Origin of the sequence: Pseudomonas taetrolens (assembly GCF_900475285.1) — a bacterium.
Classification (GTDB): Bacteria; Pseudomonadota; Gammaproteobacteria; order Pseudomonadales; family Pseudomonadaceae; genus Aquipseudomonas; species Aquipseudomonas taetrolens.
On the sequence record NZ_LS483370.1, the window covers coordinates 4,451,018 to 4,473,632 of the forward strand.

Consider the following 22,615-nt stretch of genomic DNA (forward strand, 5'->3'; position numbering starts at 1 on the left):
GCTTGTATGACCGGTATCTATGCCAACTTTGCGCACATTCTTCGCAACAGCCCTGCTTGGGCTGAGCCTTTCCGTCGGCATGCTCCAGGCTGCCGAACCGCCCGCACCCGAAGCGGTTCAGCAGAGCCTGGATAAAATTGCTGATCGCAAACTGCCCGATGCTGATCAAAAGGCGTTACAGGCGGTACTCGAGCAGACCCTCAATGAGTTGGCCAACAAGGCCGATTACGAGCAGCGCTTGAGCGAAGTCAAACAGCAACTGAGCAGTGCGCCTCATAAAACCAGCGAAAACCAGCGCGAACTGGCCCGCCTGAAAACCAGCACCGTAGTGCCTGTGGCCCAGCGCTATAACAACCTGTCGGTGCCGCAGCTGGAGCAACTGCTGGCCGAGCGTACGACGCAGCAGGGCGAGCTGCAAAAGGCCCTGGCCAGCGCCAACAGCATGACCATCGCCGCACAGACCCGTCCGGAACGGGCGCAAGCCGAGATCAGCACCAGCCAGACACGCATTCAGCAGATCAACAACACCCTGAAGGCGGGGCGCGAAAACGGTAAGGTGCTCAACGCTGACCAGCGCAACCTGCTCAATGCCGAAATCGCTTCGCTGACAGCGCTGATTGCTCTGCGCCGCCAGGAACTGGCAGGCAACAATCAATTACAGGACCTGAGCAGCAGCCAGCACGACTTGCTGCTGGAAAAAACCACGCGTCAGGATCAGGAAATTCAAGAGCTGCAAACCCTGATCAATCAGAAGCGACTGGCAGAGTCCCAGCAGACTGTCACCGAACAATCGATCGAGGCGCAAAAGTCCGGCAGCAGCAGCCTGCTGGCCACCGAAAGTGCGATCAACCTCAAACTGTCCGACTACCTGTTACGCAGCACGGACCGCTTGAACGAGGTGACCCAGCAGAACCTTGAAACCAAACAGCAACTGGATAACGTCACCCAAAGCGATCAGGCGCTGGACGAGCAGATCAGCGTGCTCAAGGGCAGCCTGCTGCTGTCCAAGATTCTCTACAAACAGAAGCAGGCCCTGCCGCATCTGCAAAAAATGGACAAAAACCTGGCAGACGAAATTGCCGACATCCGCCTCTATCAGTTTGAGGTCAACCAGCAACGCGAGCTGATCAACAATCCGACCAGCTATGTCGACAACCTGTTGTCGACGCAACCCGCGGCTGAAGTGACGCCGCAAATGCGCAAGACGCTGACCGAACTCGTGTCCACCCGCAGCGACTTGCTGGACCGGTTAAGTCGCGAGTTGAGCGCTCTGCTCAACGAAACCATCACCCTGCAACTTAACCAGAAGCAATTGCTCAACACCGCCCAGAGTCTGCGTGCGACCCTGGACGAACAGATGTTCTGGATCCCCAGCAACAAACCGCTGGACCTGGAATGGCTGCAAGAAGCCCCTCGCCGCTTTGAGCAACAAATCGTGACACTGCCCTGGACCACAGGTTTCAGCGAGCTGGCCGACGGCCTGGCGCAGCGACCGTGGTTGTTTTCGCCGTTGCTGCTGGTGATTGTCGCCCTGCTGTGGAAGCGTAAATTCCTGTACAAGAAACTCAACCGCATTCACCAGGACGTGGGCCACTTCAAGCGCGACAGCCAATGGCACACGCCGATGGCAATCCTGATCAACATCCTGTTGGCCATGCCAATCTCAATGGCCCTGGCACTGTGCGGCTATGCCCTGCAAACCGATGCCCGAGGCATGAACGCAAACCTCGGGGCTTCGTTGATCCAGATGGCCGAGGCCTGGCTGGTGTTCTACACCGCATATCGCATTCTGGCACCGGGCGGCGTGGCCGAACTGCATTTCCGCTGGGAAAAACCGCTGGTTGAGTTTCTCCAAGGCTGGATTCGCCGGCTCGGGCTGGTGGTGCTGGCATTGGTGGCGGTCGTCGCCTTCGCCGAGCAACAGCCCGCTGCGCTGGCAGACGATGTACTGGGGATTCTGATCGTACTCGGCTGCTATGCCGCCATGGCCTGGTTGCTGATGCGCCTGCTGCTCAATAACCCGCTCGACAAGAAAGCCTATCGCTTGCGCAAACTGCTGGGCCTGATGGTGGCTATCCTGCCCATCGCCCTGTTTGTGGCGGTGTGTTTTGGCTACTACTACACCGCCCTCAAACTCAGTGATCGACTGATCAACACGCTGTACCTGCTGATGTTCTGGCTTGTGGTCGAAGCCGCCTTTGTACGCGGCCTGGCAGTGGCTGCGCGACGCCTTGCGTATCACCGGGCACTGGCCAAGCGTCAGGCCGCCAAAGAAGCTGGCGAAGGGAATGACACGGTGATCGAAGAGCCGACACTGGACATCGAGCAGGTCAACCAGCAATCGCTGCGCCTGATTCGCCTGGCCTTGCTCGCAGCTTTTGTCGGCGGACTGTATTGGGTGTGGGCCGATTTGATTTCAGTATTCTCCTACCTCGACAACTTTACCCTCTACGAGTACACCAGCGGCAGTGGTGCCACCATGAGCATGGTGCCCATCAGCATGGGTGACATGATCGGCGCGCTCGTCATCATTGGCATCAGCATTGCCCTGGCGCGCAACCTGCCAGGCCTGCTTGAGGTTCTGGTGCTGTCGCGGCTCGACCTGGGTCAAGGCAGCGCCTACGCCACCACCACGTTGCTGACCTATGTCATCGTCGGCGTCGGATTTGTTTCAACCCTGTCCACACTCGGCGTGAGCTGGGACAAGCTGCAATGGCTGGTAGCCGCGCTCTCGGTCGGCCTGGGTTTCGGCATGCAGGAAATCTTCGCCAACTTCATTTCCGGGATCATGATCCTCTTCGAGCGCCCGGTACGTATTGGCGACACCATCACCATTGGCAACCTGTCAGGCACGGTGAGCAAAATCCGGATCCGGGCTACCACCATTACCGACTTCGACCGCAAAGACATCATCGTCCCGAACAAAACGTTCATCACCGGGCAACTGATCAACTGGTCGCTCACCGATACTGTGACCCGCGTCACCCTGAAACTGGGGGTCGACTACGGCTCTGACCTCGACCTGGTCCGCGACCTGCTGCTCAAGGCCGCACGCGAGAACCCCCGTGTGCTCAAGGATCCAGAGCCGCTGGTGTACTTCCTGAACTTCGGCCAAAGCACCCTTGATCATGAGCTGCGCATGCACGTACGCGATCTGGGCGACCGCAACCCGGTACTCGACGAAGTGAACCGCTTTATCAACCGCGAGTTCAAGAAACACAGCATCAACATCTCGTTCCAACAGATTGAGGTGTACCTTAAGAACATGGATGCTCAGGAATACAAGGTGGTACCGATCAAACCCCAAGGCGAGCCTGGCGCCACTGAGCCAGCCCCTGTGCAAAAGCCGCAGTTGGGCAAGCACGAACCGCCCAAGGACTGACATCGACCGAGCAGCGCGGGCGTGCTCGCAATAGCCTCACCGCGCTGCAACACACCACCGCGTTGCCTGCTTCGCGAGACACGCCAGCTCCTGCATGGAGCCTGAGGCTTACCCACTTTTGTTTGCTGGAGATGGCCGTTGAAAGCCCTCGACGAACTGACCTTCGACAACCGTTTCGCCCGCTTGGGAGACACCTTCTCAACCCACGTGCTTCCAGACCCCATCGACGCACCGCGGCTGGTGGTGGCCAGCGAAGCCGCCATGCGCTTGCTCGACCTGGACCCCGCCGTGGCCGAAGACCCGGTGTTTGCCAAACTGTTCGGCGGCCATACCCTGTGGGCAGATGCCGAGCCGCGGGCGATGGTCTATTCCGGCCACCAGTTCGGCTCCTACAATCCGCGGCTGGGTGATGGTCGCGGGCTGTTATTGGGCGAGGTCTACAACAGTGCGGGCGAGCATTGGGACCTGCACCTCAAGGGTGCAGGCATGACGCCTTACTCGCGCATGGGCGATGGCCGGGCCGTGCTGCGCTCCTCGATTCGCGAGTTTCTTGCCTCCGAGGCCTTGCACTCGCTCGACATCCCCAGCAGCCGCGCGCTGTGCGTGATTGGCTCCGACACCCCGGTGTGGCGCGAGCAACAAGAACGAGCGGCCATGGTGCTGCGCCTGGCGCCGAGCCATGTCCGCTTTGGACACTTCGAGTATTTCTATTACACCAAGCAACCCGAGGCCCAAAAGCAACTGGGCGAGTACGTGCTGGCGCAACACTTTGCACAGTGCCTGGAACAGCCAGAACCCTGGCTGGCGATGTTCCGCGAAATCGTCGAGCGCAACGCCGAGTTGATCGCCAAATGGCAGGCTTACGGCTTTTGCCACGGCGTGATGAATACCGACAACATGTCGATTTTGGGCATCACCTTCGACTTCGGGCCTTTCGCCTTTCTGGACGACTTCGACGCCCACTTCATTTGCAACCACTCCGACCAGGAAGGGCGTTACTCCTTCAGCAATCAGGTACCCATTGGTCAATGGAACCTCAGTGCACTGGCCCAGGCACTGACACCGTTCATTACCGTTGAAGCCCTGCGCGAGACCTTGGGGTTGTACCTGCCGCTGTATCAGGCGCACTACCTCGACCTGATGCGCCGCCGCCTGGGCCTGACCCGCGCTGAGGGCGGCGATCAGGCATTGATCGAAGATCTGCTGCAACGGATGCAAGGCAGCGCCGTGGACTACACCCTGTTCTTCCGCCGCCTGGGGGATCAACCGGCCGAGCTGGCCGTGGCCCGCCTGCGCGATGACTTCATTGACCTCAAGGGCTTTGACGAATGGGCGGAGCGGTATGTGGCACGGGTCAATCGCGAAGGTCCGCCCGATGACAATGCGCGACGAGAACGCATGCATGCGGTCAACCCGCTGTACATCCTGCGCAACTACCTGGCACAAAAAGCCATCGACGCAGCGCAAGCCGGAGACTACAGCGAAGTACGGCAACTGCATCGGGTACTGACCCGGCCGTTTACCGAACAGCCTGGCATGGAAGCCTATGCCGAGCGGCCGCCGGAATGGGGCAAACATCTGGAGATTAGCTGTTCGTCGTGAACAACCCGTGAATCACGCCGTTGCCACATTGATGACAACGGCTCTACGCCTGATAGATTCCCAAAACCTGACCAACTCATTCCCTCACCACACAGAGACTTTGTGAGCGAATGAGCAGCACCTGCCCTCTCTGCATAACCAAATCGCATATCAACCTTCCCAAACAGTCTTAGACGAAATAACTCACGCTCACTATCGTGACGCCCGCGTGGCGGCTCCGGGTTGCCCGATACCTCATACGAGATTCGTTGCTTAAGGAACGTCCATGTCCTGGGACTCACTTCCCCTGTTGTTCGTCGCTGCCTTGCTGGTGTGGTTGCTGGTGTCGTTTGTGCGCGAGAAGTGGAGCGCCGATGTGGTGGCCGCGATCGGTGTTGCAGCCTTGCTGGTCACGCAGATCCTGACCCCGCACGAAGTGCTGAGTGTGCTGAGCAACTCGGCACCGGCCACGATTGCCTGCATGTTCGTGCTCTCCGCCGCACTGGAGCGCACCGGCTGTATTGATGCATTGGGCAATTGGCTGGGCAATCTGGTGGGAGACCGGCCACTGCGGGTACTCGGCGGCCTGATGATCACTGCACTGGTGATTTCGGCGTTTTTGAACAACACACCGGTGGTCGCCATTTTGACCCCTGTAGCGATTGCCCTGGCCAAGCGCGCCCACACCTCGCCCTCCAAGCTGCTGATTCCCTTGTCCTATGCCACCGTGCTGGGCGGCATGCTGACCATGATCGGCACCTCGACCAACATTCTGGTGGACGGCGTAGCCCGCAAAGCCGGACTCGCGCCTTTCGGCATGTTTGAAATCACCCAGGCCGGGCTGATGTTTGCAGCGGTCGGTTTTGTCTATTTGATGCTGTTCAGCAACCGCTTGTTGCCTGATCGCGACAGCCTGTCCAAGCAACTGCGGCCGGATCTGGCCCGCACATTCATGAGCGAGCTGCTGGTGCCGCATGACTCGTCGGCGATTGGCAAAACCCTGGCCGAAGCCAATCTCAATGGCGGCAGTGGCTTGCAAGTTCTGAAGATCTTTCGCGAAGAGCAAGAGCTGAGCAGCCCGGAATCCAACACTCAACTGCGCAGCGGCGACCGGCTGGTGCTCCACGGGCAAGTGCACAATGTGGTAGAGCTGCGCGAAAGCGGCGTGCTGACCTTCAACCGCGGCAACGCTTTCGAGACCATCAGCAGCCATGACGTGATTGTGGCCGAGGCTATCGTCGGCCGTAACTCCCGTTACAGCCACCGCCCCATGCGCGACCTCGACCTGACAGCGCGCTATGGCATCGCCGTGCTGGCCGTGCATCGCCAGGACGAAAACATTCAAGGCAACCTCGACGATCTGCACTTGCAGTTTGGCGACGTGATGCTGGTAGAAGGCACGCCGGCGCAGATTCGCCGCTTTGCCGAGAACGGCGATCTGATCAGCCTCAATACCGTACTGGAGCGTGCTTATCGCCGCGACAAGGCGCCCATCGCCATTATCGCCACCCTGGCAGTGATGCTACTGGCTGCGCTGGAAGTCATGCCCATCGAGGGGTTGGCATTGATTGCCGCCGTGACCGTGGTCGCTACGCGCTGCCTGGATGTACAAGACGCCTACAAGGCCGTGGACTGGAAGATTCTCAGCCTTATTTTCGGCATGCTGGCCATTAGTATTGCGATGGAGAAAGTCGGCCTGATCAACCTGGTGGTCAACCAGACCATGGCCGCGGTGCCCAATGCAGGCCCACTGCTGATGCTGGGTTTCGTGTACTTGCTGACGACCATCCTGACCGAAATTCTCTCCAATAATGCGGTGGCCGTATTGCTGACACCGATTGCCATTGGCGTCGCACAACAGATGGGGGTCGATCCCCGCCCCTTCGTGGTCGCGGTCATGTTCGCCGCCAGCGCCAGTTTCGCCACCCCCATCGGCTACCAGACCAACACCTTCGTGTATAACGCTGGCGGCTATAAATTCAGCGACTTCCTGCGCATCGGTGTCCCGTTGAATGTGCTGATGCTGATTGTCGGAATGCTGATAATCCCCTGGATCTGGCCGCTGACACCGGTGGCGGGCTGACCGATAGTCTGCTGAACTCAGCTTCACACGACCTGCAGGAGCCTCCTCATGACCGATCCACTGCTGATTCCCTGCCCGCACTGCAATGGCCTGAATCGCATCCCGGCCGCACGTCTGGATGAACACCCCAAATGCGGACGCTGTAAAAACGAAGTGCTGACCGGCAAACCCTTTGATTTGAAACAAGCCGATTACCCCAGTCAGATCAAAGGCGATCTGCCGCTCTTGGTGGATGTGTGGGCTGAATGGTGCGGGCCGTGCAAAGCCTTTGCTCCTATATTCGAACAGGCTGCCGGCCAACTGGCCAACACCTGCCGACTGGCCAAGCTCGACAGTGAAGCCAATCAGCAACTGGCGGTGCAACTGGGGATACGCTCGATCCCCAGCCTGATCCTCTACAAGAACGGCCAGGAAATCGCCCGTCAAAGTGGCGCTTTCCCCCTTCAACAGCTCAAGGCCTGGCTACATAGCCACGGGGTCAGCGCTTAAGCGTTCTGATCCAGATAATCGTGCAGCTCAATGAATTGCTGAGTCAGCTTGTGTCGCGGGTCGAAGTAAACCAGCGGCTGGCTGGCCTGATGCGACTCACGCATACGTACTGAACTGCTGAGGTACACCGGTAAGACAGGCAGGCTTTCAGCGATGAGCTCATCGAGCATTTGCTGCGGCAAACTGGCCCGGGCCTGAAACTGGTTGACCACGATGCCTTCCACCATCAGCGCTTCGTTGTGATCATCTTTCAGTTCGTCGATCTCGGCCAGCAGCCCGTAGAGCGCTTGACGCGAAAAACTGTCGCAATCAAACGGAATCAGCACACGGTCACAGGCGATCAATGCCGACACGGCATAGAAGTTCAGGGCCGGCGGCGTGTCGACATAAATGCGGTCATAATCTTCGGCCAGCTCATCGAGCAACTTACGCAGCTTGTTGATCTTGTGCTTGGCTTCCAGTTTTGGCTGCAGATCGGCCAGTTCAGCAGTGGCGGTAATCACGTGTAGATTTTCGAAAGGCGTTTCGTAAATATCGACCCGATTTTTCTTTGAGCCGACACCCGCAGACAAACTGTGCTTGAAGAAGTCCGCGATCCCCATCGGAATGTCGTCGCCGGTGAGCCCGGTGAGGTATTGAGTGGAGTTAGCCTGGGCATCCAGATCTACCAGCAAGGTCCTGTAACCCTCGCTAGCGCTGACCGCCGCCAGGTTGCACGCGATGCTGGACTTGCCCACACCGCCTTTTTGATTGAACACCACACGACGCATTTCAAAACCTCCGTGTATCAATGAGTGCCTGAGTGTAGAGGCCCTTTGAGCGGCTTCGCTACCTCGCCGAGAAATGAACTACAGCTCTAGTCTCTATATCTGCAAACGCACATGAACATATCTACTTTCTGCGCTGGTTGAAACTTACTCACCGGCCAATCATGGCTAAATGACAGTAATTTTGTGTCGTACACGAAAAAACCACGCTCCAACTGTAAGCAATATTTGCTACCAACCAACTGCACCCGGATAATGTCACCATTCTGTTACGGGTGCCGCATCAACCGCTGTTGCCCTCTTGCACCAAGGAAGCCCGCCAGGGCGGGATGAAACTCCAGTGATCAACTTCAACATTGCCGCATGGCGCGCATGGGCTCCGGGCCTCGAGAGCGCGGCCGACTGGCAGGCCTGGAGCCAGCAACCCGAGGTACTCGCCCCCAGCGATGCCGCCCCTGATGTCTCGTTTCTACCCGCCATGCAACGTCGGCGGCTGAGCCGCCTCGCCCGCATGGCCTTCAGCGTCGGCTGGCCATTGGCTGAAGGCCATGAGGCGCTGCCGCTGGTCTTCATCTCTCGCCACGGTGAAACCCCGCGCACCTTCGACATCCTCAGAGACCTTGCCGCTGATCAACCCCTGTCGCCCACGCAGTTCAGCCTCTCGGTGCACAATGCGGTGATTGGTCTGTGGTCGATCCTGCGGGGCGAGACGAGCGAAATGACCGCCCTCGCCGCTGCCGGCGATGGTCTGGAACATGGCCTGATCGAAGCGTGCGGCCTGCTCAATGAAGGCGCCCCCGCCGTGCTGCTGATCGTCACCGAAGAACAGCCGCCCGAGGCTTATGCGCAGTGGATCGATGACGTCCCTTTTCCGTATGCCGTGGGCCTGTTGCTGACACCAGGCGAGCAATGGCAGCTCTCACTGGCCACCTGCACCTCAGTACCGGTCAAAACCCGCTGGCCTCATGCCCTGGAGCTGTTGCGGCATATGCACGGTGAACCCACCACGTTCCAGCACGCCTGGAAAAACCGTGTCTGGAACTGGCAACGCACCCCGTGAACAGGCGTCGAGATGCCTATTTCTGGCGCCTGGTCGCCACCGCCCTGAGCTTTATGCTCTTCGGGCTCGGATGCGTGGGTCTGAGGCTGGTGATATTCCCCTTGTTGAGCGTGATACCAGGTGACGCGGTGCGCCATCGCGAGCGTGCGCGTTACACGGTCAGTCGACTGTTCTGGCTGTTTATCCGCTTCATGGCGCGCATGGGCGTGTTGACCTACGAGGTGCAAGGTGCCGAACGGCTCGGTCGCGCCGGACAAATGATCATCGCCAACCATCCGTCGCTTATTGATGTGGTTTTTTTAATCGGTCTGGTGCGTAACGCCAATTGCGTGGTCAAACAAAGTCTTTGGCAAAACCCGTTCACTCGCAGCCCCGTACGCGCCACCCAGTACATCAGCAATGACGGCAGTGTCGACATGCTCGATAACGCAGCGGCGGCGCTGCAAGAAGGTCAGACCCTGATTATCTTCCCGGAGGGCACCCGCACCCGGCCAGGACAGGTGCCTGCCTTTCATCGCGGCGCCGCCGCCATTGCGTTACGGGGTGCGAAGATCCTCACCCCGGTGGTGATCAAGGTCAGGCCGACCACGCTGACCAAGGCTGAACCCTGGTACCGGATCCCGAAACGCCGCGTGCATTTCAGTTTTCGGGTCGGTGCCGATATAGATCCACATACGTTTGCAGCGCAAGGTCCGCCACCTAAAGCCTCGCGCTTGCTCAATGACTTCGTGCATGACTACTTCATTAAGGAGCTCGCCACAGATGAGCACTCTACACACTGAAATCAAGCAATTGATCATCGACGCCCTGGGCCTCGAAGACATCAGCACCCAGGACATCGGCGACGACCAGACCTTGTTCGGCGAAGGCCTGGGGCTCGACTCGGTTGACGCCCTAGAGCTGGGCCTGGCGATTCAAAAAACCTACGGCATCAAGATAGACGCCGACGCCAAAGACACCCGTGATCACTTTTCCAGCGTGGCCAGCCTTGCGGCTTTTGTCACCGCCAAACAGGCAGCCTGAGACCGAACCATGCAAACCCGTGACGACATCTTCAATACCCTGCGCACCGCTCTGGTCGAATTGTTCGAGCTTGAGCCCGAGCGCGTGACCCTGGACGCCAACCTGTATCAGGATCTGGAAATCGACAGCATCGATGCCGTTGACCTGATTGACCACATCAAACGCAAAACCGGCAAAAAAATCGCCGCCGAAGAGTTCAAGTCGGTGCGCACCGTCAACGACGTGGTTGAGGCAGTTTACCGCCTGGTTCATCCCGCCGCATGAGCCGGCTGATCGGCCTGGGCCTGCTGATGGCCGGCCTGCTGTACCCGTTCGCGGTGTATTTCGGCATGGCCCACTTCGCTCCATGGCAATTTGCCCTGTTACTCGGCAGCCTCTGGCTGGCGCGCGCCCTGACCGGGGAACGACGGCCCGGCAGCCTGATGATGGCCCTTGTCGCGCTGGTGTTCTGCGCCCTGCTGGCCCTGTTTAACAGCCCGACATTGCTGCGCTGGTACCCCGTGCTGATCAGCACATTCATGCTCAGCCTGTTTGGCCTGAGCCTGAAGTTCGGCCCGCCGATGATCGAGCGTCTGGCGCGTTTGCGCGAACCGGTGCTGCCACCGGTGGCCATCCATTACACACGACAGGTGACCAGAGTCTGGTGCCTGTTTTTTCTGCTCAACGGGCTAGTCGCCGCCAGCTTGACGCTGTGGGCGCCACTGGCCTGGTGGACGTTGTACAACGGCCTGATCGCCTACGGGCTGATGGGGTTGCTGTTTGCCATTGAATGGCTGATACGACAAAAGGTAAGAGACCAGGCATGAATTGGATAAAACTTGAGCAGTTGCTGCTTGAGGGGCACATCGACCGTGCGGTCACGGTTGAGCCGACGCTGAACCACGCCACCTTCCGTGAGCAGGCCTTGCGCCTGGCGGGTGGATTGCAGCAACGGGGTGTGCAACGGATTGCCGTACACCTGGACGATGCCGCCGTCCTGGCCATCGCTCTGTTCGGTGCATGGCGGGCCGGGGTCAGCGTGTTACTGCCCGCCGACCTGCAACCGCAAACCCGCCAGCGCTGGAATACCCAGGTCGATTTATGGCTGACCAACAACCTTGAGCTCAAGGCCTTGTACGCCACGCCGCTGACCGCAGCCGAGCTGGACCTTGATCGGTGCCAATTGAGCCTTTGCACGTCAGGCTCCAGTGGCGAGCCCAAGCGCATCGACAAAAGCCTGCGCCAAATGGCCAATGAAGTTGAAGCCCTTGAGCAGTTGTGGGGCACCGAGCTCGGCGAAGCCTGCATCATCGCCAGCGTGGCGGCGCAGCATATTTACGGCCTGTTATTCCGTGTGCTGTGGCCCCTGTGCGCCGGCCGCTGCTTTATCCGCCAGCAGTTGGCATTCCCCGAAGACATGCAGCGCGCCAGCCGCCAGCACGCATCCTTTGCCTGGGTTGCCAGCCCGGCGCTTCTCAAAAGAATGACTGACAACCTCGACTGGCCGGCCTTGAGTCCGGTACGCCGGGTGTTCTCCTCGGGCGGTGCCTTGCCGGCCGAAGCCGCCCAAGCGCTGCATCAGCGTTTGGGCCAATGGCCAACCGAAATTCTCGGCAGTTCTGAAACCGGCGGCATCGCCTGGCGCCAGGGCCTGAACCTGTGGCAACCCTTCAGCGACGTGCAACTCAGCCAAAGCGAAGACGGCGCCTTGCGTATTGCCTCAACCTACCTGCCTGCCGGTCATGTCGAGCAAACCGCTGATGCCGCGCGAATTGAAGCCGATGGCCGTTTTGAACTGCTCGGCCGTCTGGACCGTATCGTCAAACTGGAAGAGAAGCGCATCTCCCTGCCCATGCTGGAGCTGGCGCTGGTCAAGCATGACTGGGTACGTGAGGCCCGCCTGGGAGTGGTCAATGAACAACGGGCGTCGCTGGGCGCCCTGCTGGTACTGAGCGACAGCGGCTTGTTTGCCCTGCGTGAGCATGGCCGCCGCGCGCTGACCCAATACTTGCGCCAGCATTTGAGCCAGCACTGCGAGGCGCTGGCTCTGCCCCGTCGCTGGCGGTTGCTGCGCCAATTACCGCTCAACAGCCAAGGCAAACTGCCCCAGGCGCAGATCGATGCGCTGCTGCTGGCACCCCGCCCGAAACTGCCTGAAGTGCTGAGCCAAACCGAGGATGACGGCCAATGGACCCTCACCCTTGGCATCCCGCCGGACCTGGCATTCTTCAGCGGCCACTTTCCCAAAACCCCGGTGTTGCCCGGCGTAGTGCAGGTGGATTGGGCGCTCAACCTGGGCCAGCAGTTGCTCGTCCTGCCACCACGTTTTGCCGGTATGGAAGTCCTCAAATTTCAGCAACTGGTGCGCCCGGGCGACCAGCTCGAACTGACCCTGCGCTTCGACCCCGAGCGCAGCAAATTGCACTTTGCCTACCGTAATGCCAACGCCGCATGCTCCAGCGGCCGCATCGTGCTGGAGCCAACCTGTGGATAACAAACGCGCCCTGCATAAACCCTGCGCCGTGATCCCGGTTTACAACCACGAAACCGCTGTACCTGCCGTGGTCGAAACCTTGCTGGCCGCAGGTTTGCCCTGCGTGCTGGTGGATGATGCCAGCAGCCCGGCGTGCCGTGCCGTGCTGGAACAACTGGCGCAAGGCGAACAGATCTTTCTGGTGGGCCTGGCCGTCAACCAGGGCAAGGGCGGCGCGGTCATGGCCGGCCTGCGCGAAGCCGCTCGGCTGGGCTTTACTCACGCCCTGCAAGTAGACGCTGACGGTCAGCATGACCTGCACGACGTTGCGCCCTTCATGCAATTGTCGCAACTCAATCCCGACGCCCTGATCTGCGGTTATCCACAGTACGACGCCAGTGTGCCCAAGGGCCGGTTTTATGCGCGCTACCTGACCCACGTGTGGGTGTGGATCAACAGCCTGTCGCTGAAAATCCCCGACTCGATGTGCGGTTTCCGGGTCTATCCTCTGGCTCCGACACTGGCGTTGATCAACTCGGTCAAACTCGGCAAGCGCATGGACTTCGACCCCGAGATCCTGGTGCGCCTGGCCTGGCGCAACCAACCCATGTGCTGGCTGCCAACCCGGGTGCATTACCCGCAAGACGGCCTGTCGCACTTTCGCCTGTTACACGACAACGCGCTGATTTCCAGCATGCATGCCAAGCTGTTCTTCGGGATGCTGGTGCGCTTGCCGAGCATCCTCTGGAGGCGCTGGAAGGCATGAGCGAACCTCAACAGCACTGGGCCGATCACAAGGAACGCGGCAGTTTCTGGCTGATGAAATTCACCGCGTTCGGGATCAAACTCCTTGGCCGGCGCCTGCTCACACCGGTGCTGTACGGCATCGTGCTGTACTTCTTTATCTTCGGACGCCGCGCCCGCCACAGCATCCGCGACTACCAGCAACATCTGGCCGACTGGAGCGGACGAAGCTCATTGCGCCCGACGCAATGGCGAATCTTCGGCCAGTTCATGGCCTTTGCCGATGCCCTGCTCGACAAGCTCGACATGTGGAATGGGCGACTCAAGTTCGAAGACATCGAGATCGTCGACCCGGCCCACCTGCGCGACCAGCTGCGCGGTGAGCGCGGCCAGATGCTGGTGGGCGCCCATCTGGGCAACCTTGAAGTGTGCCGGGCCCTGGCCGAGCTGGGCGAAAAAGTCACCATGAATGTGCTGGTACACACCCGGCACGCCGAACGTTTCAACCGCCTGCTGGGCGAGGCCGGGGCCACCAGCCTGCGTCTGATCCAGGTCAGCGAGCTCAACCCCGCCGTCATGCTGCAACTCAGCCAGCGCCTGGAGAACGGCGAATGGCTGGCGATTGCCGGAGACCGCGTGCCGCTGCATGGCGGGCGCAATGTGCAGGTGAACTTTCTCGGGCATCCGGCACCGTTCCCACAGGGCCCCTGGCTGCTGGCCGGGCTGCTCAAATGCCCGGTCAACTTGCTGTTTTGTCTGAAGCACGAAGGCCGTTATCGAGTGACCCTCGAACCCTTCGCCGATGCCGTGCAGTGGCGACGCAGCGACCGCGAACAGGTGATCGCCGAATGGGCGACACGCTATGCCGAACGCCTGGGCCATTACTGCCTCGAAGCACCGCAACAGTGGTTTAACTTTTACCCATTCTGGAAGACCGATGACGACGCATCCGCATGAGCCAGTAACCTTCGGCCAAACCCCATTGCGCATCGAAGACGTGCTGGCCCTGGCCAATCGTCAGGTGCCCACCCACCTGCAAGACGACGCCCCTTACCGCGAGCGTATCGCCAAAGGTGCGCGCTTTCTCGATTCGCTGCTGGACAAAGAAGGCGTGATCTACGGCGTGACCACCGGCTATGGCGATTCGTGCGTGGTGGCGGTGCCGCTGGAACATGTCGAAGCCTTGCCGCGTCACCTCTATACCTTTCACGGTTGCGGGCTGGGCAAACTGCTCGACGCCCAGGCCACCCGCGCCGTGCTCGCTGCGCGTTTGCAGTCGCTGTGCCACGGCGTGTCCGGGGTTCGGGTTGAACTGCTGGAGCGCTTGCACGCGTTCATCGCTCACGACATCCTGCCGCTGATCCCTGAAGAAGGCTCAGTCGGCGCCAGCGGCGACCTGACGCCGCTGTCTTACGTGGCCGCCACCTTGTCTGGCGAGCGCGACGTGCTGTTCAAGGGCGAACGCCGCAGCGCGGCAGACGTACACCGTGAACTGGGCTGGACGCCGCTGGTGCTACGGCCTAAGGAAGCCCTGGCACTGATGAACGGCACCGCTGTGATGACCGGCCTCGCCTGCCTCGCCTATGCCCGCGCCGACTATCTGCTCAAGCTCGCCACGCGCATCACCGCCCTCAATGTGGTGGCGCTGCAAGGCAACCCCGAGCACTTCGACGAGCGCCTGTTCGCCGCCAAGCCGCATCCGGGGCAAATGCAGGTCGCCGCCTGGATCCGCCAGGATCTGGCTATCGATGCCCCGACCGCGCCACTGCATCGCCTGCAAGACCGCTATTCGTTGCGTTGCGCCCCCCACGTGCTGGGCGTGCTGGCCGACAGCCTGAACTGGTTGCGTTCATTTATCGAAATTGAACTCAACAGCGCCAACGACAACCCGATCATCGACGCTGAGGAGGAACGCGTACTGCATGGCGGGCACTTCTACGGCGGCCATATCGCCTTCGCCATGGACAGCCTCAAGACCCTGGTGGCCAACGTTGCCGATTTGCTGGATCGCCAGCTCGCGCTGCTGGTGGACGTGCGTTACAACCACGGCCTGCCGAGCAACCTGTCCGGCGCCAGTGCTGAACGGGCGATGCTCAACCACGGCTTCAAAGCCGTACAGATCGGTACCAGCGCGTGGACGGCCGAAGCGTTGAAAAACACCATGCCGGCCAGCGTGTTCTCACGCTCCACCGAGTGCCACAACCAGGACAAAGTGAGCATGGGCACCATTGCCGCCCGGGATGCGATCCGGGTGCTGGAGCTGACCGAACAGGTCGCCGCCGCCACCTTGCTCGCGGCCAATCAGGGCGTCTGGCTGCGCAGCCGCACCGAAGATGCACGTCCCTTGCCACCCGCGCTGGCCGCCATGCACGCCGAACTGGCCGTGGACTTCCCGCCGGTGATCGAAGACCGCGCCCTCGAAGCCGAGCTGCGCCTGTGCCTGACCCGAATCGCTGAACAACACTGGAGGCTGCATGCGTAGCAAAGGCGTGTTGCATGTCGACACTGAAATTCTGGTGCCTTTTTTTGATATCGACACCATGCACGTGGTGTGGCACGGGCATTACGTCAAATACCTGGAGGTTGCTCGCTGCGCCTTGCTCGAGCACCTCGGCCACACCTACACCCAGATGCTGGAGGCGGGTTATGCCTGGCCGGTGATCGACATGCAGTTGCGCTATGTACGCGGAGCCACCTTTGGCCAGCGGATCAACGTACGCGCCAGCCTGGTGGAATGGGAAAACCGCCTGAAGATCAATTACCTGATCACCGATCTGGCTACTGGCGAACGCCTGACCCGGGCAAGTACCGTACAAGTGGCCGTCGAAATCGCCAGCCGCGAGATGCAAATGGCCTCGCCTGCATGCTTTACCGACGCCGTCGCCAAGGTGCTGCCATGAACCGGTTGGCCTGGAGGCGCGAGCTTGGTCGCGACCGCCTCAATACGCTCTGGCAGAAAGTCTGCAGCGCCTGCATCGCGAGCAAGCTCGCTCCTGCAGCCGTTGTCGCACTGCTGTTTTGCTCATCCGCCCACGCCTTCGACCTGCAACAACTCAGCGAACAACTGGCCAAGCCCCAGGTCATCCATGGCCAGTTCGTGCAAGAGAAACACTTGCGCGCCCTGCCCAAACCGCTGACCAGCACCGGGACCTTCGTGCTGGCCAAGGACCACGGCCTGCTCTGGCAACTGAAAACACCGTTGCAACAGGACTATCGCATCACTGCACAAGGTATCGCCCGCCGTAGCTCCAACGGCTGGCAAATGCTCCCGGGCAAAAGTGCGGGTGCCGAGCAAAACCGCCTGTTTCTCGCCGTGTTGCAGGGCGACAGCAGCGGTCTGCAGCGGGATTTCGAGCTGCAGCTGCAAGGTGAGGCCGATCGCTGGACCCTGACCCTGACGCCGCGCTCGCTGTTGCTCAAGCAAGTGTTCAACCGCATCACCATCGATGGCGGCGAGTTGGTGCAACGCATCGAGCTGCAAGAAACCCAAGGCGACAGCACTCTGCTGCGCATGCAAGACAGCGTCAGCAACCAAGCGTTGAGCGACGCGGAGCAACACGACTTTGTGCAGTGAACGCTGGTTGCCACGAGGCTTTTTGATTCTGCTGCTGACTGTGCTGGCCATGGCCGGCTGGCAATGGCGTGACGGCCCACCGCTGTCCGCCAACCTGATGGATCTGGTACCCGGCGAGTCGCCGGACGCGCTGGAGCTTGGCGCCGAGCAGCGCATGCAAGAGCCGCTCAACCGCGAAATGCTGGTTTTGGTTGGCAGTGATGATCGCCAGCAAGCCATCACCACTGCTCAACAGATCGCCGAGCAATGGCAAGCCAGCGGCGTGTTCGAAAAGGTCCAGTGGAACCTGCAAGCCGATCTGCCTGCCTTGCGTGAGCAACTGTTGCGCGGGCGTCTGGCCATGCTGTCCCGCGACGATCGCACACAGCTGATTGCGCACCCCGATGCCTTTATCCAGCAACGGGTGCAAACCCTGTTTGACCCGTTTACCGGGTTCAGCCTGGTGCCCAGCCAGGACGATTGGCTGGGCCTCACCGGGCGTATCCAGAACAGCCAGCCACAGCGTGGCGCGGTGCAACTGGACATCGGCAGCGGCGCCTTGATCGCTGATGCCGACGGCAAAAGCTGGGTACTGCTGCGCGCCCGTACCCACGGCAATGCCTTTGACATGAAGCTGCCATTGCGCGTGGCGGCTCTGCTTGAACAAAGCCGCGAGCAGGCGGCACATGATGGTGTGCAACTGCTTGCTGCCAGCGGCCTGCTGTACGCGGCAAGCGGTCAGCAACAGGCCACCCGCGAAATCACGTGGGTCGGCGGCGGTGCCACCGTCGGGATTCTGCTGTTGTTGCTGCTGGCATTCCGACGTTGGCGAGTGCTGCTGGCATTCGTACCGGTACTCGTGGGCATGCTGTTCGGGGCCGTGGCCTGTGTCGCGCTCTTTGGCAGCATGCATGTGATGACGCTGGTGCTGGGCTCGAGCCTGATCGGAGTGGCAGTGGATTATCCCCTGCACTACCTGTCCAAAAGCTGGAGCCTGAAACCCTGGCGCAGCTGGCCTGCCTTGCGCCTGACCTTGCCCGGTTTGAGCCTGAGTCTGGCCACCAGTTGCATCGGTTACCTGGCGCTGGCCTTTACCCCGTTTCCGGCACTGACCCAGATCGCGATCTTCTCCGCCGCCGGATTGGTCGGTGCCTACCTGAGCGCCGTGTGCCTGTTGCCCGCATTGCTCAAGGGCGTGGAGCTGCGCCCGGCGCAATGGCCGCTGAACATCGCCCAAGCCTTGCTCAATGTGCGGGAAACGCTGCTCAAAAGGCTGCCGACACCTGCCCTGCTGGGCTTGCTGCTGGTGTTTTGTGCCATCGGCCTGTGGCAACTGACCAGCAAAAACGATATCCGCCAGTGGGTGGGCGCTCCGCCCGGCCTGATGGCCGAAGCCCAGGCCATTGCCCGGATTACCGGTTACCAGCCAGTTCTTTCTGGTGCGCGCCGACAACGAGCAGCAATTGCTGGAGCGACACACCGCACTGAGCGAGCGCCTCGATCAGTTGGTGCATATGGACAAGTTGCAGAGTTATCTGGCACTGAATCAACTGGTCGGCCTGCCGAGCGAGCAACAGCACGTGCGCGTCGCCCTTGATCAACTGCCGCAGCACTGGCAGCCCCTGCTGGATCTGGGTGTGCCCGAAACAGCCCTGCAAGCCGAATTGGCGCAGCTCAAGGCCCTGCCCGAGCAAACCATCGATGACGCGCTGCGCGGGCCGCTGGCGGAACCCTGGCGCATGCTGTGGCTGGGCAAGCAAGAGGCCGGCGTGGCGGCGATGGTCAGCCTGCAAGGCCTGAATAACGCCAGCCTGCTACGGGTTCAGGCCCAGGACTTGCCGGGGGTGCAGTTGGTGGATCGCCTGGGCGACTTGAGCACGGTATTCGCCGCCACGCAAATCAGCGCGGCCGAATTGAAGCTGTTGTCCTGCGTATTAATTGTGCTGCTGTTGATCGCGCCCTTTGGCTTCGGTGGCGCACTGCGCATCGTCGCCCTGCCATTGCTGGCGGCGCTGTGCAGCCTGGCCAGCCTTGGCTGGCTGGGTCAGCCATTGACGCTGTTCAGCCTGTTCGGCCTGTTGCTGGTCACGGCGATCAGCGTTGATTACGCCATCCTGATGCGTGAACAAATCGGCGGCGCTGCCGTCAGCCTGCTCGGTACGCTGCTGGCGGCGCTGACCACCTGGCTGTCGTTCGGCCTGCTGGCGGTGTCGAGCACGCCTGCGGTGAGCAACTTCGGCCTGGCGGTCAGTCTGGGGCTGGCCTTCAGTTTCATCCTCGCGCCTTGGGCCGGCAAGCAGGAACACAGCCCATGCTGACCGTCGCATTCTGGCTCCTGGCCCTGATCCTGTTTGCCGTCGCAACCCGCGTAGGTCGCCGTGCTGGCCTGATTCCGATTGTCAGCCAGTTACTGCTGGCGTCCATCGGTCTGCCGTTGTTGATGGGGCTGTGGGTCGAACCGTACTGGCAGCTCAGCGGTGCACAACTGGTTGCACCGCTGTGGCTGAAAAGCCTCTACAGCCTGAGCTTTGCCTTGTTGCTGGGGCACATCCTCAGCGATGCGATCGATCTGCGCATCGACCGCCAATGCCTGAAAATCGCACTGCCGAGCTTTGCCGTACCGTTTCTTTGTGGGCTGGCCTGTGCGATGTGGCTGCTTCCCGCTCAGCCCTGGCTGAGTTCGCTGGCCGTGGGGCTGGTGTTTGCGATCACGGCCATCCCGGTGCTGTACCTGTATTTGCGTCATATCGACTATCCACCCGCTGCAGCCCGCCGCCTGGTACAAAGCGCGATCCTGATCGACCTGACCTGCTGGAGCCTGTTCGGTCTGGCCCAGGGCAGCCTGGACCTCAACAGCCTGCTGCTGCCACTGGCCGGTGCCTTGCTGCCGTTGCTGTTGCGCGCTCTAAGAATTCGTCAGCCGCTGTGTTACAGCCTGAGCTTCTTCGCGCTACTGGTGGTGGCCGAACATTTCCGCCTTAACGCACTGGTGTTCGGCGTCGGTTACCTGTTGTGCATGGCCTGGCTCAAGATCCCGCTGGTGATGCCGTTAAAGGCCACCTGGCTTGAGCTTGTGCAAACCCGCTATGCCGTACCGCTTATCCTCACGTTCGGCATTGTGCAGATCAACCTTCACAGCGCGCTGGACGAGATCAACGTGCTGCAGATGACCGCTCTGTTGCTGCTGCCGGTGGTCAGCAAACTGCTGGGCAACTGGCTTGGCCTGAGCTGGGCCACACCGTCGTTTGCCGGTGCCAGCAAGTGGCGTGAAAGCCTGCTGCTGAATATTCGCGGGTTGAGTGAAATCGTGTTCCTCAACCTGTTGCTGCAACAACACCTCATCAGTCCCGCGCTGTACTTCGCGCTGATGCTGATGGGGTTGTTCGCCACGCTGCTACCAGCGCTGGCGGGCATGAACAAACCCCTATTGAAGTCTGCCGTCCCCCCCGGCAAGGAGCCTCTGTGTCAGTCGTAGAAATGGAACATCGTCAGATCGTGGTTATTGGTGCAGGACCATCGGGTGCGATTGCCGCCACCCTGCTCAAACGCAAAGGTCACGATGTCGTGATCATCGAACGCCAGCATTTTCCGCGTTTCTCCATTGGCGAGAGTCTGCTGTCGCACTGCATCGACTTCATCGAAGAAGCCGGCATGCTCGACGCCGTTCAGGCCGCTGGTTTCCAGCTTAAAAACGGGGCGGCCTTTGCCTGGGGCGACCGTTACAGCGCCTTCGATTTTGGCGACACCTTCAGCAACGGCAAACCCACCACGTTTCAGGTCCAGCGCGCTGACTTTGACAAGGTGCTGGCTGATCAGGCCGAGCTGCAGGGCGTCGAGATCCGCTACGGGCAAACCGTGACCCTGGCGGATATCGTGCGCGCCAAACCACTGCTCGACGTTGAACGCGAAGACGGCAGCCGCTATCAGATCGAGGCTGACTTTATCCTCGACGCCAGCGGTTATGGCCGGGTGCTGCCACGCTTGCTCGACCTCGAAGCACCGTCGAACTTCCCGGTGCGCCAAGCCGTATTCACCCACATTGAAGACCGCATTGATTGCGCAGGTTTCGAGCGCGAAAAAATCCTCATCACAACTCACCCGACCCAACGCGACATCTGGTTCTGGACCATCCCGTTCAGTAATGGCCGGTGCTCGGTCGGCGTGGTGGCGGCGGCCGAGCATTTTGTCGGGCGCAGTGAAAACCTGGATCAATGCCTGCGCAGTTTTATCGACGAAACCCCAAGCCTGCAGCGGGTGCTGGCCAATGCGTTGTGGGACACCCCTGCGAGAACCATTGGTGGCTACTCGGCCAACGTCAAAACCCTGCACGGTCCCGGCTTTGCACTGCTGGGCAATGCCGCCGAGTTTCTCGACCCGGTGTTTTCTTCAGGCGTCACCATCGCCATGCGTTCCGCCAGCATGGCCGCCGCCGTGCTGCACCGCCAACTGCAAGGTGAAACCGTTGACTGGCAAACCGAGTTTGCCGAGCCCCTCAAACGCGGGGTCGATACCTTCCGCTGCTACGTCGAAGGCTGGTACGCCGGGACCTTCCAGGATGTGATTTACCACCCCGGCAGCTCGCCCCAGATACGCCGCATGATCAGCTCGATTCTGGCGGGCTATGCCTGGGATGAACGCAACCCGTTCGTCAGCGAACCCAAGCGCCGTTTGCGCATGCTGTCGGACGTCTGCGCCACGGAGAACGAATGAAACCTCTGAGCGATACCTACGTTGAAGAAACCCGCTTCGGGTTTTGGTTCCTGCGCAGCCACACCTGGCAGCACCACGTGCTGCGGGTGGCCATCAACGATTTGCGCAACCTGTTCAGCGACCCCCTGCCCGCTGCACCGGTGATCCTCGATGCCGGCTGCGGTCAGGGCAAGTCGTTCCAGTACCTGCAGAACACCTTCGCCCCGAAGCGTTTGATCGGCCTCGACGCAGACCCGCTGAGCCTGACCCTGAGCCGCGAAGAAGCCCGCCGCCAAGACATCAATATTGAGTTGATCGGCAGTGACTGTGCAGAACTGGAACTCCCGGACGCCAGCGTCGACATGCTGTTCTGTCACCAGACTTTCCACCATCTGGTGCAGCAGGACCGGGCACTGGCCGAGTTCTATCGCGTGCTCAAGCCGGGAGGCTATCTGCTGTTTGCCGAATCCACCGAAGCCTACATCGACACCTGGGTGATTCGCTGGCTGTTCCGCCACCCCATGCATGTCCAGAAAAGCGCTGCGCAGTACCTGGAGATGATCCGCGATCAGGGCTTCCTGTTCGATGCACAGAACGTGTCGTACCCGTACCTGTGGTGGAGCCGTTCCAAGGACTTCGGCCTGCTGGAGCGTTTGGGTCTGCGCCGCGTCAAGCCAGTCGGTGAGCGTGAAGAAACGCTGGTAAACGTGGTCGCACGCAAACCCCTGAACCCTGCAGGCGCGAGCTCGCTCGCGATGGGACCAACGCCGTGAACCTGTTAAACCACGCGGC

The 22,615-nt window shown here is 60.6% G+C and carries 19 protein-coding genes and 1 pseudogene; 19 read left to right on the top strand and 1 reads right to left on the bottom strand.

Translation table 11 applies throughout. The features are described 5' to 3' along the window. Positions 1 to 19 precede the first annotated feature (19 nt). The 4 genes from mscK (at position 20) to trxC (ending at position 7,535) form a co-directional block, all read left to right on the top strand. Complete coding sequence (gene mscK / locus DQN55_RS20460) at positions 20 to 3,382, top strand: mechanosensitive channel MscK (RefSeq protein WP_048382840.1); 3,363 nt, start codon at positions 20 to 22, stop codon at positions 3,380 to 3,382. Positions 3,383 to 3,520: 138 nt separating this feature from the next. Then, positions 3,521 to 4,984 carry a protein adenylyltransferase SelO gene (gene selO, locus DQN55_RS20465; protein ID WP_048382842.1) on the top strand — a complete coding sequence of 488 codons (1,464 nt, stop codon included), beginning with the start codon at positions 3,521 to 3,523 and terminating at the stop codon, positions 4,982 to 4,984. Positions 4,985 to 5,249: 265 nt separating this feature from the next. Further along, positions 5,250 to 7,046 (top strand): SLC13 family permease, encoded by a 1,797-nt coding sequence (locus DQN55_RS20470; RefSeq protein ID WP_048382844.1) that lies wholly within the window; start codon positions 5,250 to 5,252, stop codon positions 7,044 to 7,046. A gap of 48 nt (positions 7,047 to 7,094) precedes the next feature. After that, positions 7,095 to 7,535: a thioredoxin TrxC gene (trxC, locus tag DQN55_RS20475; RefSeq protein WP_048382846.1), complete on the top strand. Its 441-nt coding sequence runs from the start codon at positions 7,095 to 7,097 to the stop codon at positions 7,533 to 7,535. Here the strand turns inward: trxC and DQN55_RS20480 are convergent. After that, entirely contained in the window at positions 7,532 to 8,305 is a 774-nt protein-coding gene (locus DQN55_RS20480) for a ParA family protein (protein WP_048382848.1), read from the bottom strand. The two genes, trxC and DQN55_RS20480, sit on opposite strands and share 4 nt — an antisense overlap. 337 nt (positions 8,306 to 8,642) lie before the next feature. On the opposite strand from DQN55_RS20480, the gene DQN55_RS20485 reads away from it, so the two are divergent. The 15 genes and pseudogenes from DQN55_RS20485 (at position 8,643) to DQN55_RS20555 (ending at position 22,596) form a co-directional block, all read left to right on the top strand. After that, the gene (locus DQN55_RS20485) at positions 8,643 to 9,362 is read left to right on the top strand and encodes a beta-ketoacyl synthase chain length factor (RefSeq protein WP_048382850.1); all 720 of its coding nucleotides are present in this window, start codon (positions 8,643 to 8,645) and stop codon (positions 9,360 to 9,362) included. Continuing rightward, positions 9,338 to 10,144, top strand: a complete 807-nt coding sequence (locus tag DQN55_RS20490; protein WP_074703054.1) for a lysophospholipid acyltransferase family protein — start codon at positions 9,338 to 9,340, stop codon at positions 10,142 to 10,144. Before DQN55_RS20485 ends, DQN55_RS20490 begins: the two co-directional genes overlap by 25 nt. Further along, a complete protein-coding gene (locus DQN55_RS20495) occupies positions 10,125 to 10,385 on the top strand; it encodes a phosphopantetheine-binding protein (protein ID WP_048382852.1) in 261 nt (86 codons plus the stop codon). Before DQN55_RS20490 ends, DQN55_RS20495 begins: the two co-directional genes overlap by 20 nt. 9 nt (positions 10,386 to 10,394) lie before the next feature. Continuing rightward, on the top strand, positions 10,395 to 10,649 hold the full coding sequence (locus DQN55_RS20500; protein WP_048382853.1) for an acyl carrier protein: 255 nt from the start codon (positions 10,395 to 10,397) through the stop codon (positions 10,647 to 10,649). Continuing rightward, positions 10,646 to 11,191, top strand: a complete 546-nt coding sequence (locus tag DQN55_RS20505; protein WP_048382854.1) for a COG4648 family protein — start codon at positions 10,646 to 10,648, stop codon at positions 11,189 to 11,191. The genes DQN55_RS20500 and DQN55_RS20505 overlap by 4 nt, the downstream gene beginning before the upstream one ends. After that, the gene (locus DQN55_RS20510) at positions 11,188 to 12,858 is read left to right on the top strand and encodes an acyl-CoA synthetase family protein (protein ID WP_048382855.1); all 1,671 of its coding nucleotides are present in this window, start codon (positions 11,188 to 11,190) and stop codon (positions 12,856 to 12,858) included. The genes DQN55_RS20505 and DQN55_RS20510 overlap by 4 nt, the downstream gene beginning before the upstream one ends. Positions 12,859 to 12,868: 10 nt before the next feature. After that, positions 12,869 to 13,603, top strand: a complete 735-nt coding sequence (locus DQN55_RS20515) for a glycosyltransferase family 2 protein (RefSeq protein WP_048382912.1) — start codon at positions 12,869 to 12,871, stop codon at positions 13,601 to 13,603. Then, entirely contained in the window at positions 13,600 to 14,538 is a 939-nt protein-coding gene (locus DQN55_RS20520) for an LpxL/LpxP family acyltransferase (RefSeq protein ID WP_048382856.1), read from the top strand. Before DQN55_RS20515 ends, DQN55_RS20520 begins: the two co-directional genes overlap by 4 nt. Beyond that, positions 14,519 to 16,063 carry an HAL/PAL/TAL family ammonia-lyase gene (locus DQN55_RS20525; protein ID WP_048382857.1) on the top strand — a complete coding sequence of 515 codons (1,545 nt, stop codon included), beginning with the start codon at positions 14,519 to 14,521 and terminating at the stop codon, positions 16,061 to 16,063. The genes DQN55_RS20520 and DQN55_RS20525 overlap by 20 nt, the downstream gene beginning before the upstream one ends. Beyond that, entirely contained in the window at positions 16,056 to 16,481 is a 426-nt protein-coding gene (locus DQN55_RS20530; protein WP_048382858.1) for an acyl-CoA thioesterase, read from the top strand. Before DQN55_RS20525 ends, DQN55_RS20530 begins: the two co-directional genes overlap by 8 nt. Next, positions 16,478 to 17,155, top strand: a complete 678-nt coding sequence (locus tag DQN55_RS20535; protein ID WP_048382859.1) for an outer membrane lipoprotein carrier protein LolA — start codon at positions 16,478 to 16,480, stop codon at positions 17,153 to 17,155. Before DQN55_RS20530 ends, DQN55_RS20535 begins: the two co-directional genes overlap by 4 nt. Positions 17,156 to 17,204: 49 nt before the next feature. Beyond that, positions 17,205 to 19,452 (top strand): annotated as a pseudogene (locus DQN55_RS20540) (MMPL family transporter). After that, positions 19,446 to 20,609 (top strand): cation:proton antiporter, encoded by a 1,164-nt coding sequence (locus tag DQN55_RS20545; RefSeq protein WP_048382860.1) that lies wholly within the window; start codon positions 19,446 to 19,448, stop codon positions 20,607 to 20,609. The pseudogene DQN55_RS20540 and the gene DQN55_RS20545 overlap by 7 nt, the downstream one beginning before the upstream one ends. After that, positions 20,597 to 21,844: an NAD(P)/FAD-dependent oxidoreductase gene (locus DQN55_RS20550; RefSeq protein WP_082150765.1), complete on the top strand. Its 1,248-nt coding sequence runs from the start codon at positions 20,597 to 20,599 to the stop codon at positions 21,842 to 21,844. The genes DQN55_RS20545 and DQN55_RS20550 overlap by 13 nt, the downstream gene beginning before the upstream one ends. Then, positions 21,841 to 22,596: a class I SAM-dependent methyltransferase gene (locus tag DQN55_RS20555; protein ID WP_048382862.1), complete on the top strand. Its 756-nt coding sequence runs from the start codon at positions 21,841 to 21,843 to the stop codon at positions 22,594 to 22,596. Before DQN55_RS20550 ends, DQN55_RS20555 begins: the two co-directional genes overlap by 4 nt. The last annotated feature ends 19 nt before the right edge of the window (positions 22,597 to 22,615 follow it).